The sequence below is a fragment of the Rhizobium sp. P2_G9 genome (assembly GCF_056403475.1).
On the sequence record NZ_JBFUFK010000029.1, the window covers coordinates 63767 to 78587 of the forward strand.

Below are 14821 nucleotides of genomic sequence, written 5' to 3' on the forward strand. Positions count from 1 at the left end.
GCGCCGAGCAGGCAGTGAGGAGAATGCGAATGTCGAAGAAGGCATTGATCGCCTGGGGCGGCTGGGAAGGCCACACACCGGAACGCAGCGCCGGTATCGTCCGGAACATGCTGGAAAGGCACGGATTTGCGGTGGCGCTCAGCCAGGGGACGGCGCTGTTCGCTAACCCCGAGCTTGCAAGCTACGACCTGATCGTGCCGATGATCACCATGTCGACGATCGAAAAGCCGGAACTGCAGAATCTTACCGCAGCGGTGCGTAGCGGTTCGGGCCTGGCCGGCTTTCACGGCACGATGGGCGACAGTTTCCGCAACGAGCCGGATTATCAGTTCATGACCGGCGGGCAATGGGTCGCCCATCCCGGCAATATTATCGATTATCGCGTCCATGTGACCAGGCCGGACGATCCGGTGATGCAGGGCATCGGTGATTTCGATTACCACTCCGAGCAATATTACATGCACACTGATCCAAGCAACGAGGTGCTGGCGACCACGACCTTCACCGATGAACATTTCCCCGGCATCGGCGGCGTGGTGATGCCGGTGGTGTGGAAGCGGAAATATGGCGAGGGCCGCGTGTTCTACAGCGCGCTCGGCCATACTGCCGACGAGTTTGCCGTGCCTGAGATGGCAATGCTGTTCGAGCGCGGCCTGCTCTGGGCTGCGAGAGGCTGAGGCCGGCGATTATTCGCCCGGCTTGCGGACCATGGAGTCCTTGGGGCGAAGGCGGTTTTCCCGCAGCAGCAGCCAGATGCCGGGGATCATCGGCACCCAGAAGGTCAGACCGCGCACGATGAGTGTCGCCGCCAGCGCACCTTCGGTGCTGGCGCCGAGCGCGTGCAGCATGGCGGTGGATGTTGCCTCGAACGTCCCCAGACCGAGCGGGATCGGCGCCACGGTTGCCACCACGGAAGCGAGCATGAAGCTCGAATAGGCGTTGGCGAAGGTCACGGGCGCGCCGACGCCGTGCGAGATGCAGTAGAGCGTGCCGGCATCCAAGAGGAAGACGCCGGCCTGCAGCAGGATGGTTTCGCCGATGACGCGGGTGTTGCGGGTGAATTCCATCTTAACCTGTTCCATCAGGTGCGGCAGGCGATCGATGAACGACCATCTGAGCATAAATTTCGGCAGCAGCTTGTGTCCGGACCATGCGGTCATCAGGATCAGCCCGCCGACAAAGCTGATCATCAACACGAAAGCGATGAAGGTCGCCAGCCAGACGCCGGTGAGATCGCCATGCAGCCAGAGCAGGCCGAAGGCGACCAGTCCGGTGATCAGATATGCCGAATAGTAGGAGACCGCGCCGATCAGCAGTGCGGCGGTGCCGACCGAGGAGGGAACACCGCGCAGGGAAAGCCCGCGAACGACCACAAGCGTGCCGCTCAGGCCGCCGGTCGGCAGCGCCTGATTGACGAAAAGCTCGATTACCGAGAGGCGGAACAGGGCGGAAAAGCGGTAATGCACTTTCGAATTGGCCAGCGCCAGCGACCATGTGGCGGCGACACAGATATAGGTCCCGACCTGAAGCGCAATGGCCGGCAGCAGCCAGGCGAGCTTTGTCGCGTAGACGGCCTTGAGGAAGGCTTTGATATCGCCGAAATGCAGGGTCAGCGCCACCAGCGCGCCGAGTGCCGCCAGCCCGATCGTCCAGCCGATGATCATGCTGGGCACGGAGACCTTCAGGCCGGTGCCTTCGGTGACGTCGGAGAGGTAGGAGTGCGAGGTGCTGCCGTGTCTTATATCGTCAGCCAAACTGAAGCTCCCCGCTCGAAATCGGCCCTTTGATGGGCTCGGACGTCAACGCGGCACTATCGAAAATATCAGCATGAATCAAGGGTGCTCGATGCGCCCGGGTCGTGGATAGCTAAACGGACCGCCCATGGCGGCCCGTCACACGCGTCCATAAGTGATTGTTCGGCGCGTCGCGCCGAAAATGGTCAGGCCTGCGGCTGCTTGGTCTTGCGCAGGTAGGGCAGGATGGTGTCGTAGGAGCCGAAGCGCTTGACCGCGTCCTCGTTCGACACGGCCGCGGTGATGATCACGTCTTCGCCCTGCTTCCAGTTGGCCGGCGTCGCCACCTGGTGCTTGGCGGTCAGCTGCATGGAATCGACGGCGCGGAGAATCTCATCGAAATTGCGGCCGGTGGTCATCGGATAAGTCAGCATCAGCTTGATTTTCTTGTCGGGGCCGATGACGTAGACGGAGCGGACCGTGGCATTGTCGGCCGGCGTGCGGCCTTCCGATGTCTCGCCCGCTTCGGCCGGCAGCATGTCGTAGAGCTTGGCGACCTGCAGGTCCTTGTCGCCGATCAACGGATAGCCGACATCGAAGCCCGTCGCGACCTTGATGTCCTGCTGCCACTTGTCATGGCTGGTCACCGGATCGACGGAAATGCCGATGATCTTGACGCCGCGCTTGCGGAATTCGCCCTCGAGGCCGGCCATAGTGCCAAGCTCGGTGGTGCAGACCGGGGTGAAATTCTTCGGGTGGGAGAACAATATGGCCCAGCCGTCGCCGATCCAGTCGTGAAAATGGATCGTACCCTGGGTGGTTTCGGCGGTGAAATCGGGGGCGGTCTGATTGATGCGTAGCGTCATGGTCCGAACTCCGTGTGAGGCTGGGGTAGTTCACAGACTAGTTAAACGGCCGTTTATATCGAGGCAAGTCTTTCCGATGACGAGCAACTGTCGGAATAGAATTGCGCGACCCCGATCCTAATAGAAAATTCTGTGGCGGGATATGGCTTTATACCACATCCCGCCAGCACGATGGCCGTCAGGCGGCGACAGCCGTTTCGAGCGTCGGATAGTCATTATAGCCCGTCGCGTCGCTGGTATAGATCGTCGACGCGTTGAGCGGGTTGAGCTCGGCGCCCTGCCGGAAGCGCTCGACGAGATCAGGATTGGCGATGTAGAGCCGGCCAAAGGCGGCGGCATCGGCTGAGCCATTCTCGACCGCCTGCTCGGCAATCTCCTTGGTCAGGCCGTCATTGACGATATAGGCACCCTTGAATTTTTCACGCACGGCAGGACCGATCAGCGCACGATCGCCGACAAGCGCTTCGCGGGCAAAGATGAAGGCGATATTGCGGGCGTTAAGCTGCTCAGCCACATAGGTGAACAATGCGACTGGATCGGAATCCTGCATGTCGTAGGAGCTCGACATCAGGTTGAGATGCACGCCGACGCGGTCGGCCGGCCAGACGGTCAACACCGCATCGAGCGCTTCGAGCAGCAAGCGGGCGCGGTTTTCGATCGAGCCGCCATAACGGTCGGTGCGCTTGTTGGAGCCGTCGTGCAGGAACTGGTCGAAGAGATAGCCATTGGCGGAATGCAGTTCGACGGCGTCGAAGCCGGCGCGCTTGGCATTCTCGGCGCCCTTGCGGAAATCTTCGACAATGCCGGCGATCTCGTCGGTTTCGAGCGCGCGCGGTACTTCATAGGGCTTGGGTGGGCGGACGGTGCTGACATTGCCGTTGATGGCAATCGCGCTCGGGGCAACCGGCTGGCGGCCATCAAGATAGAGCGGGTCGGAGACACGGCCGACATGCCAGAGCTGCGAGACGATGCGACCGCCTGCGCCATGCACCGCCTTGACGACATGGGCCCAGCCGTCGACCTGCTTGTCCGACCAGAGGCCGGGCGTGTTGGGATAGCCGACGCCCATCGGCGTGACTGAGGTGGCTTCGGTGAGGATCAGGCCGGCATCGGCACGCGCCGCATAGTGCTCGGCCTGCATCGGGCCGACGGCACGTTCGTCGAAGGCGCGCATGCGGGTGAGCGGCGCCATGACGATGCGGTTGGGCAGATGCAGCGCACCGATCTGAATAGGATCGAACAAAGTTGGCATAGCAGTCCCTTTCTGAGGTTGGGGTTCGCTTGGGAGGAGGGTGGTTGGAGAACTGGCGCCGGATCGGCGCCGGAAGTGGTCAGCCGGGCGGTTTGTCTTCCGGACAGGTCCCGGCACGGTGCTTGCAGTCGCAGCCAGGCAGGGCGTGCTTGTTGCCCCAGGCAATGAAGGCCTCGAGGACGGGCTGGAAGTCGCGGCCCGCATCGGTGAGGACATATTCGAAGCGCGGCGGCCTGTCGCTATATTGGCGCCGCTCGAACATGCCTTCCTCGACCAACTGGTTGAGCCGGCGCGTCAGCGTGTTGGTGCCGATGCCGAGGTTCTTCTGGAATTCGTCGAAGCGGGTCTTGCCGCGATAGGCATCACGCAGGATCAGGATGCTCCACCACTCGCCAACCTTTTCCAGGCTGCGGGCGATCGGGCACGTCATGTCCTCGAAGCTCTTGTGATCCATCGTGGCGGTCCCATACGGAATTGGTTGCTTCCGTTATGGAAGTAAGTAGGGAGGTCACTTCCACGATGCAAGTCACGATCTTGTGCATTGCGAAAATTTTTGACGGAGTACCATTTCGTCAGCCATCCGATCGACGGATGTCGTCGTAGCGAACCTTCCTTGCCATCTGATGGCTTGCTTCTCGACCGCCTATGTCGTCATCTCCGGGTGAATTTCGTTGCGTGGAAGTTCGCGCGGCGGGACAGGACCGCGTCGAGCGTTCGAGAGGCTGAAGACGATCATGCAATATTTCAGTACCGAAGACGGAATCAGGCTCGCCTACCGGGATGAAGGACAGGGCGTGCCGATCCTGGCGCTTGCCGGCCTGACACGTGATGGGCGGGATTTCGACTATCTGCAGCCGCATCTCACCGGCGTACGGCTTATCCGCCTCGACAGCCGGGGTAGGGGTGCCTCGAACTGGGCCGATCCGGCCACCTATACGGTGGCGCAGGAGACCAAGGATGTCCTGGCGCTGCTCGACCATCTCGGCCTGGCATCCGTTGCCATTATCGGCAGCTCGCGCGGCGGACTGATCGGTATGGTGATCGCTACCACCGCCAAAGATCGTCTGACCGGCCTTTGCCTCAACGATGTCGGTCCTGCGCTGGAGCGCGACGGGCTCGAACGGATCGGGGCTTATGTCGGCATACGCCCGATCGACCTCAAGCCCGACGCCGCCGCTCAGCGGCTTGCCATGGCCTCATCCGGCTTTGACAATGTTCCGATGTCGCGCTGGCAGGAAGAGGCGGACCGGCGCTTCGTTGCCAAAATCGATGGCGTCGACCTGACCTATGACCCGGCACTGCGGGAAGTCTTCGTTGCGTCGATGGCGGCACCCCCTGTCGATCTCTGGCCGCTGTTCGATGCCTCTGCCGGCCTGCCGTTGGCTCTGATCCGCGGCGCCAATTCCGACCTGCTTACGGCCGAGACGGCGCGGCTTATGCGCGAGCGTCGGCCCGATATGTTATTCGCCGATGTTCCGGGCCGCGCGCATATTCCGTTTCTTGACGAACCGGAGGCGCTCGCTTGCATCCAAAGCTGGATCGGTCGTTTGCCGGTATCCGGAGGTTTGGCATCGAGCCAAGACGCGGAGATTTAGCCCCGCTATCCCAAAAACAGAAAATCGCCCTTGCCGAGGTCGTGGATATCGACGTGCTTGAAGATCAGCACGTCGCCATGGCCCGCGTCGAACCACGTGTCCTTGCCATGAGCCTCCAGCAAGTGCTGGACAGAATTGAAGCTTTTCACTCCGTCGAAACCGAAGAGTTCGACGACGTCGTGGCCTTTGCCGCTGGCGGTAAAATCGGTGATCGTATCCGTGTCGTCGCCCTTGCCGAAGATAAACGTATCCTTGCCGCCATTGCCGGTCAGCTGGTCGTTTCCCGCATTGCCGTTGAAAAGATCTGAGAAATCGCTGCCGTAGAGTTTATCGGCCCCGCGATCGCCGATGAAACTGAGATGGGCGCCGCCCATCCGGCCTGCCAGTGCAAGCACGAGGTTGTTGGGTGTCAGCCAGGCCGCCGAGTCGACAGCCGCCCCGCCATAGGTGTTCGGCTGCTGTGCCGCTACCGTGAAGGTGCCGAGCACGGTTCCGCCGCCGAGGCCGTCGTCTGAGACCGAGAGCGTGGCGCTGGTGACGATACCGCTCCAGTCAAACCCGAGGCTCTGGTTGAAGTCGGATCCCTGGAACTCGATCGCGTAATATTTGCCTTTATAGGTAAATTCGATGTCCGCCGTCGTCGCGTCGGGGTTGGCAAAGCTCGGCGCCACCAAAAGCATGCTTGGAAAAAAGAAACGCGTGTCGAGCCCGTCTTTGGATGCTTCAAACGTGATCTGCGTCGTCATTGCCGCCTCCCGGTGAAGATGTATGGAGGCTACTGAAAATCTTAACTTAAGCAATGCTTAAAATAACGCCCGCGATGGCGATGAACGCGCAGCATGAGGCAGCGGCGAATGCATCGCACCCGCCGCCGCCAAGCTTTCACCCGCGATTTTTCTTCTTCCGCCAAGGCGCATCCTTCTGCCAGTCGCCGGCCATGATCGAGCCGAACGGGATGACCTCATCGACCACTTCGGCAAGGCCGAATTCGTCGATCTGGGCACGCACCGCCGCGGCGTTCTTATAGGCCGTGGGCAGTTCCGAAACGTCGGGCACGCCGGTGAAGAAGCGAACGTCGAGACCCTGCGTTTCCCGCGCCATGATCGCAGCGATGTTGTTGTCGCTTAGCCCACGGCTGTCGGCGCCGAATTCCGCCGCAAGCCGGCGGATATGGCCGGTTCGCGAAAAATTCCGGCCGGCACCGTGCGGCGAGAAGCCCAGGCCATGGGCGGTGTTGCGGCCACGCACGATCAGGATCGGTTCCGCCATGTTGAGCGGAATGAGCGTCAGGTCGGTCGCGTCTTCGGCCCAGCCATCGAAGGCAGGTGTCGCACCCTTGCCGTGGTAGAACAGCCCGTCCGACTTGCGGAAGACGAAGTTGTGTTCGTTCCAGAAGCGGTCGGACACTTTCGCGCCGAGGCTCTCCGCCGTCATGTCGTGGATGGCGAAGTGGTTTTCCTTCGTCCACTGGCGGATCGCCTGCAATGCCGCCCAGTAGGTCTCGCCCTCCTCGCTGTCGGCCGGGATCCAGGCATTGTCGCGCAGGGTTTCCGGCGACAATAATTCGCGGAACTTGTTGGCGACCTTCATGCCACGATCGTAGAGCCGGGCGCCCGGCGCACGCGACCCGTGATGGGTGACGAGCGCCGTCTCGCCGGTCGACTTCATCCGTCCGACATAGGCGAAATGGTTGCCGTCGCCCTGGGTGGCGAAATGCTCGATGCTGGTACCGATCCCGTCCTTGAGGTAGCGGTTTTCCTGGAACGCTGTCAGCGTCTCGGTCGAGGGCCGCAGCTGCGCACCGCGCGGCCGGCCGCCGGGACCGAAATGCGTCACCTTGTGCACCGCATCGAGCAGGGCCGCGGGCTCGGTCTTTGGGAAGATCGAGATCGCCATGGAGCAGCAGATATCGGCCGAATGCATGCCGGGATGAATGGCTTCCGACGCCACCACGCCGCCCACGGGGATCGTACCGATCGGGCCGGACGGGCAGGCGTCGGGCATGATCGCCGCGGCTTTGACCATCGGCGTGCGGGTCAGCGCCCGCATGGTCGCGGTGACGTTTTCGACATTCTGCTGCTCGTGCTCGTTTTCGGCGCGGATGTTGACATGGATCGGCACGTCGCCGGCATGCTGCAGCGGCAGTGTCGGCGCTGGCTGATATTCGCGTGCCGCGGCGAGCGCATCCGCATTCGAACCGCCGTCACCCAGCACCTTGTTGGCAGCCTCCAATGCCGGACGGAACCACTTGCCCTGGGGCATGCCGGCATTGATGAGATCCTGTCCGCTCATTACCTCGATCATCTTCTTTTCTGCTTTTGCAGTCCTTCTGTTCTGTTGCACCCTAAGCCCGGGCGACGAGGATTTATCCGAGACCAACTCACCGCACGCATTCCGCTTTCGCGGCGCTATGCGGCCCCTGTAGTCCAACGGACGGCATTCGCCCGGTATTCTCCATTCTCCACCAAACCCGGCGACGACAGGTGACAGGACGGTTTCCTGAGCTACGCATTCCCTGGTCGGGAACCGGGATGGGTCGAACATCCGCCTCTCCCTTGCGGGAGCGCTCTATCCTGTAGTCCTGCCGGCATTCGCCGGGGGTATTCCATAATCTCAGCCTCGGCGACGAGGTGGGACCAGACGCTTTACTTGGCCACGCATCCGGTAGGATCGGATGCGGGGTGACTTGAACACCCGTCTCCCCAGCAGGGCGTGGGGCGCCTTACCTGTAGTCCGGCCGGCATTCGCCGAGATAGTCTTTGGCAGCGGCGACGAGAATGGACGAAACAGGATGGCCCCGCTCGTGCCAGAGAGCGCCGCCAAGGGGAGGAGTCGAACCTCGCCAGACCATCCAACGACGGAGGCTGTAGTTTCGTCCGGCATTCGCCGCTGCTTTTCTAATCCTTCTATTTCATGGCCGTGACGACCAGTTTTTGAGAACCTTCCCGAAGGCTACCGATGGGATTCCTCAAGCATTCGTCACGTTTTCTTTCGTTCCCGACATGGCGACGAGGTTTCAAGGAGACATCTGCCGCTACCATTTTAATATGGCGCCCGATGGCACCATGCAGGATTCGAACCTGCCACGGCTATGGAGTTTCCTTGGCATTCGCCATGCGTATTCAAATTCACGAGACCCCGGCAACGAGGTTTGGAGAAACGTCCCGCTCTATCCACTGAGCTACGGGCCCATATCGCAAGACATGGCGGGCCCGACGGGATTCGAACCCGCGACCTGGGGATTAACAGTCCTGTAGTTTCTCCGGCATTTGCCGAGGTCGTTCCCGCGCCGTTCACGACACGGCGCGGGGCTTTGGCTCTTTGTTTTTACGCAGTTCCGGACGCAAAACCGCGCAACACTTTTGCTGGGATTGCTTTAGAATTCGACCGCCTCGATCGCCTTCACCCAGTGATCGGCACCGTTCCTGCCCGCGGCAAAATCGGCGATCGTGGCGAAGACGGCGTCCGAGAAGCCGCCGACATTGAGCACATCCGGACCCGCCGCTGCCGGCGTGGTCGCGTAGGGCTGGATGTCGAGGCAGACGAGCCGTGCCTCAGGATTGAGCCGCTTGATGCGAGTCCATTCCGTCATCATCGCCGTCGGCTGGCCCTGTCCGCGCGCATCCATCCAGGACTGGTTGTCCGAGATGAACACGACGAGATCGACCTTGGCGCGTTCGTCCGCCAGCTTTTTCAGCGGTGCGGAGCAGTTCGTTCCGCCGCCGCCGATGCTGGCCAGCCGTGCCGCATTGGTCATCACCGTGTCGCGCCGGTTGAGATCGACGCGAACCACGTCGTTCTCGAACGGCAGGATCCTGGTGTCCGGGTTACGCCGCAGCATGGACGCGGTCATCAGACCGGCGGCGTCGATGCAGCGCACTGCGGATGTCGCACCGCGGCGGTGACCGGTGATCGGAGAGCTCATCGAACCCGAAACGTCCGGGCAGAGGACCACGCGTCCAGGCACCTTCGGCACGTTGCCGATCGCGACTTCCATCGCATCCTGCAACGCATCCTTGACGCACGCGGGCACGGTGGCATCCGTCATCGTCCACGCCACCATAAGCTGGTAGGGGAAGACGCGGGCCTTGCGGATTTCCTCCGCATCGGCAAGCCGTGCCGCGATCGTCTCGGCCATGCCGTCGACCTCGAACACGCCGTTGCGGGCAAAGGTGTTGAGGTTCTGGCGCACCATCTGCCAGCCGCCCTTGCGGGCGATCTCGACCCAGTGCTCGCGTGTCAGCGGCAGCGAGGTCAGCAACTGGAACGGCACATCCGGCACGGACAGCGACTGGTCGCGCTTGAACGCCTCGAACGCCTTCACCAACGCTGGCAGGGCGGCATGATCATGCGGCCGGCCGATCGCCCAGGCATAGAGCGCGCGGCGCTCTTCGCTTGCGGGCTTCGGATGGACCATCTTGATCACATCGGCGAGCGACGGGTCGTTGCCGACCATGGCACGCAGGATCTGTTCGGTGCTGGCGCGTTCGAGCCAGGCCTGGACCATCTTCTTCGGACGTGTTCCGAGCGACTTGCGGCCGGCGGCGCCGGAGCGCATCACGGCCACGAAACCGCGCAGCATCTTGCCGCTCTTGACCACGCGCGGGAAGGCGCGGGCAAAGGCGTCGCTTTGCAGGCCGGAGAGGATGGCGAGCAGCGTCACCGGCATGTCCTTCATATGCCCGCTTTCGGCAGCATGGATTGCCACCTTGGCGAGGAATTCCGGCTCGACCTCGAGCGCCAGCGCCTTGACCGCATCCAACTGTTCGGCGCCATTGGCGTAGAACGTATGGTTGAACGTGCCGGTCACGGCATATTGCGCCAGCGCCTCGCGCGGACCCATCTTGTAGGACGCAGCACCTTCGCGGTTCTTTGCATCGGTTGCCGGCAGGAGCTTGCCGATAGTGCTTTTGAAGATTGCCTTGTTGACCATGGCATCACCTTTTCGGTTGTTGTGCCAGATACATTGCGAGTGGCGTGCCAGTTTTGCGAAATTCGCTGAAAAGCGCCGAAGAAAAATTATAAGTAACTGATTTTAAACAAGAAAAATTTTCGAAGCAAGATGGCGATAAATGTTCGCTTGTCGGCGGCTGGCAGACATTTATAGCCTATTGTATAGAAGTTTATAGAAATTTATAAGATGAAGTGAGCGGTCGCTATTAACGTCCTTGGCATGACGCTGGATCGGGCAAGAGCGAAGATACCCGGCGCCGCTGGCGGCCGAATGTCGGTCCCTACCAGCCGCCGCCCCGTCCGTCAGCCGGGCAGGGCGGGCTCTCATCATCCGGATATGGATCATCGCGGCAATGGCGGCGGTTTGGTGGGTCATGCCGTTGTTGCGCAGGCCTTAACTTACGCAGCAAGCCAAGCTTTCCGCGGCTTTGGCAGACCTTCGAGCCCGGATGCCCATAGCGCAGCGCGTATCAGTGGAGGTATCCCGCCTCCCTCCTGATCCGCTTCATGGCATCGCTTGGATCGATCCGTTCAGCGTCTGTCGTCCCGTTCGTGTGCCGGACCGTAACCAGGATCGATTGTGACAGATCAAAGCCCTGCACGTTGATGAACTGGCCATCGGAGCCCACGATCGTGTAAATACGCAAGGGAGCCGTACCGTCCGACGTTCTACCCTCCTGTTTATATTGGGGTATCACGGTACTCATGGGGCAATCCGTCGATGTTTCGTCAGCGCTGCATTTCACTGATCGTTGGGCGGCGATTTCGTCCATCAAATGGATGAATTCGCCGTAATCGCTTGCTCTTTTGTTTTCAGCCTTGATCCTTTTGTATTCACCGATCGTGATCGCTTTGATCAGGCCAATACCGACAGTTCTGATAAGCCATTCCATCGCAGTCTCCTTACGTTGAACGCCAATTCTCGAACAGTGAAAGTCAATCGCGCGCGTTTCGTGCAGTCATCGGCGAGCGATCAACGATCCGTGGCGGCTTCCGGCGATATCGAAAATCCATCCGGTGCGAGATCGGCATGGACCGATCGACGCCGCAAAGATGCGTGATCGACAGCGTTGGACCGGCCATGTGCAACAAAGAGATCATCGGGCACGGTGTTCGTCACGGATCTCACAGCAGGACGAGTGAGTTCGCAGTCGTATTCAGTCACAAAAAATTGAGGGAGAGTTCAGAGATAAAGAGTGGCGGGTTTTCGTGTCTCATATCTTGAGTTTCCGCACCCCATTTCGGCGGGCATCTCATGCGTCGACGGATTCAATGGCAAAAGGTGCGGGGATTCGCGCTTACGGATATTGAGCCCGCGGACGGCTGCGCCTGGCGCACGCGCAGGCCAAGATGGCGGCAAGAATCCGCTTGTCGGCGAGGGGCGAGCATCTATAGTCCGCCGGATAGCAGTTTATAGGAAATTATAAAATGAAGCGGCGGGTCGTCATCAGCATTCTCGGCACGACGCTGGATCAGGGAAAGACCGAGGATCGCTGGCACCGCTGGCGGCCGAATGTCGGTCTCTGCCAGCAGCCCGGCCTGTTCATCGACCGGCTGGAGATCGTTCGCGACAATCGCGCAGCACCGCTGGGCAAACGCATCGTCAGCGATATCGAAATCGTCTCGCCGGCGACGATCGTGCGCGAGAATGTCATCGACCTGCGCGATCCCTGGGACTTTTCCGAGGTCTACACCAAGCTCCGCGATTTCGCCCGCGCCTATCCCTTCGATCCCGATACCGAGGACTATCTGGTCAACATCACCACCGGCACGCATGTGGCGCAGATCTGCTGGTTCCTGCTCACCGAGGCGCGGATCGTTCCTGGCCGGCTGCTGCAGCTTTCGCCGCCGCGCGACCGCGAGCCCGGTCAGGATTTCGCCGGCACCCACAAGATCATCGATCTCGACCTGTCGCGCTATGACGAGATCGCCACGCGCTTCGCCGTTGAACGGGCCAGCGCCACCAGTTTCCTGAAATCAGGCATTTCCACCCGCAATTCCGCCTTCAACCGCATGATCGACGAGATCGAACGCGTGGTGATCCGCTCGACGGCGCCGGTGCTGCTGACCGGGCCGACCGGCGCAGGCAAGTCGCAGCTGGCAAGGCGGATTTTCGAGCTGAAGAAGTCGGAGCGCAAGGTGACCGGCCAGTTCGTCGAGATCAACTGCGCCACCCTGCGCGGCGACCAGGCGATGTCGGCTCTGTTCGGTCATGTGAAGGGCGCGTTCACCGGCGCCTCGGGCGAGCGCGCCGGACTTTTGAAATCCGCCGACAAGGGCGTGCTCTTCCTCGACGAGATCGGCGAACTCGGGCTCGACGAACAGGCCATGTGCCTGCGTGCCATCGAAGAGAAGCGCTTTCTCCCGGTCGGTGCCGATCGCGAAACGTCGGCCGATTTCCAGCTGATCGCCGGCACCAATCGCGATCTCGGCGAAGCGGTGCAGGCCGGCCGCTTCCGCGAAGACCTTTATGCTCGCCTCAACCTCTGGACCTTCCGGCTGCCGGCTCTGAAGGATCGCAAGGAGGATATCGAGCCCAATCTAGACTTCGAATTGCGCCGCTTCCTCGAGCGGGAAGGGCAGAACGTCACCTTCAACAAGGAAGCGCGCGACCGCTATCTCACCTTCGCCACTGGCCCGGACGCCGCCTGGAGCGCCAATTTCCGCGACCTCTCCGCATCGGTGACGCGCATGGCGACGCTGGCGCCGCAGGGGCGGATCACGACGGAGGTGGTGGATGGGGAGATTGGGCGGCTCAAGGCTTTCTGGCATGGTTCGCAGAGAGACGAGGGAGCTGGGTTGCTCAGGGATGTGCTGGGTGAAACGTTTGCGGCATCGCTTGATCGGTTTGATGCTGTTCAGTTGGCCGACGTCATCCGGGTGTGCCGCGCCCAGCCGTCGGCGAGCGCTGCGGGTCGGGCGCTGTTTGCAAATTCGAGGCTGGATAAGAAGAGCAGCAATGATGCCGACCGGCTGGTGAAATACCTAGCGAGGTTTGGGTTGCGGTTCGAGGATATTCAGGTGAGGACGGATTTGGGATGAGCTGCGCAGACCAAGTCAATCTGATGAGCGCAATTGCGCATGGGTACACGGCCCCAAGGATGAAGATGGAAGGAGCCGTGAGGTAGGCGACACGCCCTGGAATTCAGCAATCACTCCGCAGCGACGAGCGTCGGGATACCGGACACATCGACCTCACGTTCGGCGTTCCAGGTATCATAAGCTGCCTGCATCCTGATCCAAACAGCCGGGCCATTGCCAAACATCTTTCCGAGCCTGACCGCAACCGCTGCACTCACGGGCCGTTGCTCGTTGAGAATTTCATAGAGGTGCTGGCGGGAGATCCCCAGCAGCCTGGCAATTTCAGCCTTGGGCTTTCCGATGGCGGGAAGCACATCATCGCGAAGCAACGCGCCGGGATGAGTGGGGCATCTATTGGGATCACGCTTCGCAGGATACGATGTCATTTGATGCTCCTAATGATATTGCTCAAAATCAACGTCATATGCGTTGCCATTGCTGAATTCGAACGTGATGCACCAGGGACCGTTGACATGGACGGTGTATCTGGTCGGGTTAAAGCCCGTAAGCTGATGATAGTTGAAACCGGGAATATTCATGTCCTCGGCTTTCGTTGCCACATCGAGCGCATCGCAAAGCTGCTGACGCGGAATACTGAGCAGGGCGGAGATCTCTGTCTTACTCTTACCAGTGGCGGGGATAGTATCCGCCAACAAGGCGCCGCGACGCGACGGGCAGCGATTGACCGGCCGCTGTCGGGCCATGATGTCTTCCATTGGTAAAACATCTCCGATCTATCAGCCGCCTGGTGGTGCACCGGAACTAGTGAAACCTTTCAAGACACGAACTGCTCTTCCGCAAGCCGCCGGGCGCTAGATTGCGCGCTTGCTAATGTTGCGCCATCCCAAGAGCACTCAAGCAACTTCTGCTGCCCGTCTTTGGATACGCTGATGCTCACATGATCGGGCCGAATTCTGGTGGAACTCCAGTCGAACACGTATCGATCATCGGTCACCATGCCGGCGAACATCTCGTTGAGGTGACGCTCAACAGTTCGTCCCACTGGTTCCCAACTATGATCAGTGACCAGCGCGGCGACGAAGCAGTCGAAATGCTCTGCATCGAAAACCACGGACTTCCGATTGAGGCACGACCATTCCACAGAGTGCAACGTCCTCTGAACGTTAACGACAAGATCATCGCATCCCAACACCCCGCAGCCACAGCGGCCTATGGTCAGGTGGCTTCGATGCACACTGGTAAGCTCTCTGACCAGGTCAGGTGGATCGAGCCCCAAGTGACCCATTTCTATCCAGTCTATGCCGTCAACGAACAATCTCACCTCATAGGTGTCGTCGTCCGGATTAGGAAGGATTTGGTACGATAGGTTGCTCATGGTGA

Annotated in this window: 14 protein-coding genes; 3 read left to right on the forward strand and 11 right to left on the reverse strand. The window is 60.7% G+C overall.

Features of this window, described 5'->3' with window-relative positions:
• The first annotated feature begins 29 nt into the window (after positions 1-29).
• On the forward strand, positions 30-677 hold the full coding sequence (locus AC1DYF_RS23075) for a ThuA domain-containing protein (protein ID WP_477879110.1): 648 nt from the start codon (positions 30-32) through the stop codon (positions 675-677).
• A 9-nt stretch (positions 678-686) separates the two neighbouring features.
• On the opposite strand, the gene AC1DYF_RS23080 is transcribed toward AC1DYF_RS23075, so the two are convergent.
• From AC1DYF_RS23080 to AC1DYF_RS23095, 4 genes are all read right to left on the reverse strand, one after another.
• On the reverse strand, positions 687-1754 hold the full coding sequence (locus AC1DYF_RS23080; protein ID WP_477879111.1) for a lysylphosphatidylglycerol synthase transmembrane domain-containing protein: 1068 nt from the start codon (positions 1752-1754) through the stop codon (positions 687-689).
• 185 nt (positions 1755-1939) lie between these two features.
• Positions 1940-2599: a peroxiredoxin gene (locus AC1DYF_RS23085; RefSeq protein WP_477879112.1), complete on the reverse strand. Its 660-nt coding sequence runs from the start codon at positions 2597-2599 to the stop codon at positions 1940-1942.
• A 178-nt stretch (positions 2600-2777) separates the two neighbouring features.
• Complete coding sequence (locus tag AC1DYF_RS23090; protein WP_477879113.1) at positions 2778-3851, reverse strand: alkene reductase; 1074 nt, start codon at positions 3849-3851, stop codon at positions 2778-2780.
• 79 nt (positions 3852-3930) lie between these two features.
• Positions 3931-4305, reverse strand: coding sequence for a winged helix-turn-helix transcriptional regulator (locus tag AC1DYF_RS23095; RefSeq protein WP_477879114.1), 375 nt, complete (start codon positions 4303-4305; stop codon positions 3931-3933).
• A gap of 280 nt (positions 4306-4585) precedes the next feature.
• Here AC1DYF_RS23095 and AC1DYF_RS23100 point away from each other — a divergent pair, with 280 nt between their 5' ends.
• Complete coding sequence (locus tag AC1DYF_RS23100) at positions 4586-5446, forward strand: alpha/beta fold hydrolase (protein ID WP_477879115.1); 861 nt, start codon at positions 4586-4588, stop codon at positions 5444-5446.
• Between the two features lie 5 nt (positions 5447-5451).
• On the opposite strand, the gene AC1DYF_RS23105 is transcribed toward AC1DYF_RS23100, so the two are convergent.
• From AC1DYF_RS23105 to AC1DYF_RS23120, 4 genes are all read right to left on the reverse strand, one after another.
• Positions 5452-6192, reverse strand: a complete 741-nt coding sequence (locus tag AC1DYF_RS23105; RefSeq protein ID WP_477879116.1) for a hypothetical protein — start codon at positions 6190-6192, stop codon at positions 5452-5454.
• 136 nt (positions 6193-6328) lie between these two features.
• A complete protein-coding gene (locus tag AC1DYF_RS23110; RefSeq protein WP_477879141.1) occupies positions 6329-7738 on the reverse strand; it encodes an RtcB family protein in 1410 nt (469 codons plus the stop codon).
• Positions 7739-8822: 1084 nt separating this feature from the next.
• Positions 8823-10379 carry an RNA-binding protein gene (locus AC1DYF_RS23115; RefSeq protein WP_477879117.1) on the reverse strand — a complete coding sequence of 519 codons (1557 nt, stop codon included), beginning with the start codon at positions 10377-10379 and terminating at the stop codon, positions 8823-8825.
• Positions 10380-10869: 490 nt separating this feature from the next.
• Complete coding sequence (locus AC1DYF_RS23120) at positions 10870-11292, reverse strand: hypothetical protein (protein ID WP_477879118.1); 423 nt, start codon at positions 11290-11292, stop codon at positions 10870-10872.
• Between the two features lie 535 nt (positions 11293-11827).
• Here AC1DYF_RS23120 and rtcR point away from each other — a divergent pair.
• On the forward strand, positions 11828-13441 hold the full coding sequence (gene rtcR / locus AC1DYF_RS23125) for an RNA repair transcriptional activator RtcR (RefSeq protein ID WP_477879119.1): 1614 nt from the start codon (positions 11828-11830) through the stop codon (positions 13439-13441).
• 110 nt (positions 13442-13551) lie between these two features.
• Here rtcR and AC1DYF_RS23130 read toward each other — a convergent pair whose 3' ends face one another.
• Genes AC1DYF_RS23130 through AC1DYF_RS23140 form a run of 3 tightly spaced genes read right to left on the reverse strand, consistent with a single transcriptional unit; the run spans position 13552 to position 14816 of the window.
• Positions 13552-13866: a HigA family addiction module antitoxin gene (locus tag AC1DYF_RS23130; protein ID WP_477879120.1), complete on the reverse strand. Its 315-nt coding sequence runs from the start codon at positions 13864-13866 to the stop codon at positions 13552-13554.
• A 9-nt stretch (positions 13867-13875) separates the two neighbouring features.
• The gene (locus tag AC1DYF_RS23135; RefSeq protein ID WP_477879121.1) at positions 13876-14196 is read right to left on the reverse strand and encodes a type II toxin-antitoxin system RelE/ParE family toxin; all 321 of its coding nucleotides are present in this window, start codon (positions 14194-14196) and stop codon (positions 13876-13878) included.
• Positions 14197-14255: 59 nt separating this feature from the next.
• Positions 14256-14816 (reverse strand): hypothetical protein, encoded by a 561-nt coding sequence (locus AC1DYF_RS23140; protein WP_477879122.1) that lies wholly within the window; start codon positions 14814-14816, stop codon positions 14256-14258.
• Positions 14817-14821 lie beyond the last annotated feature (5 nt).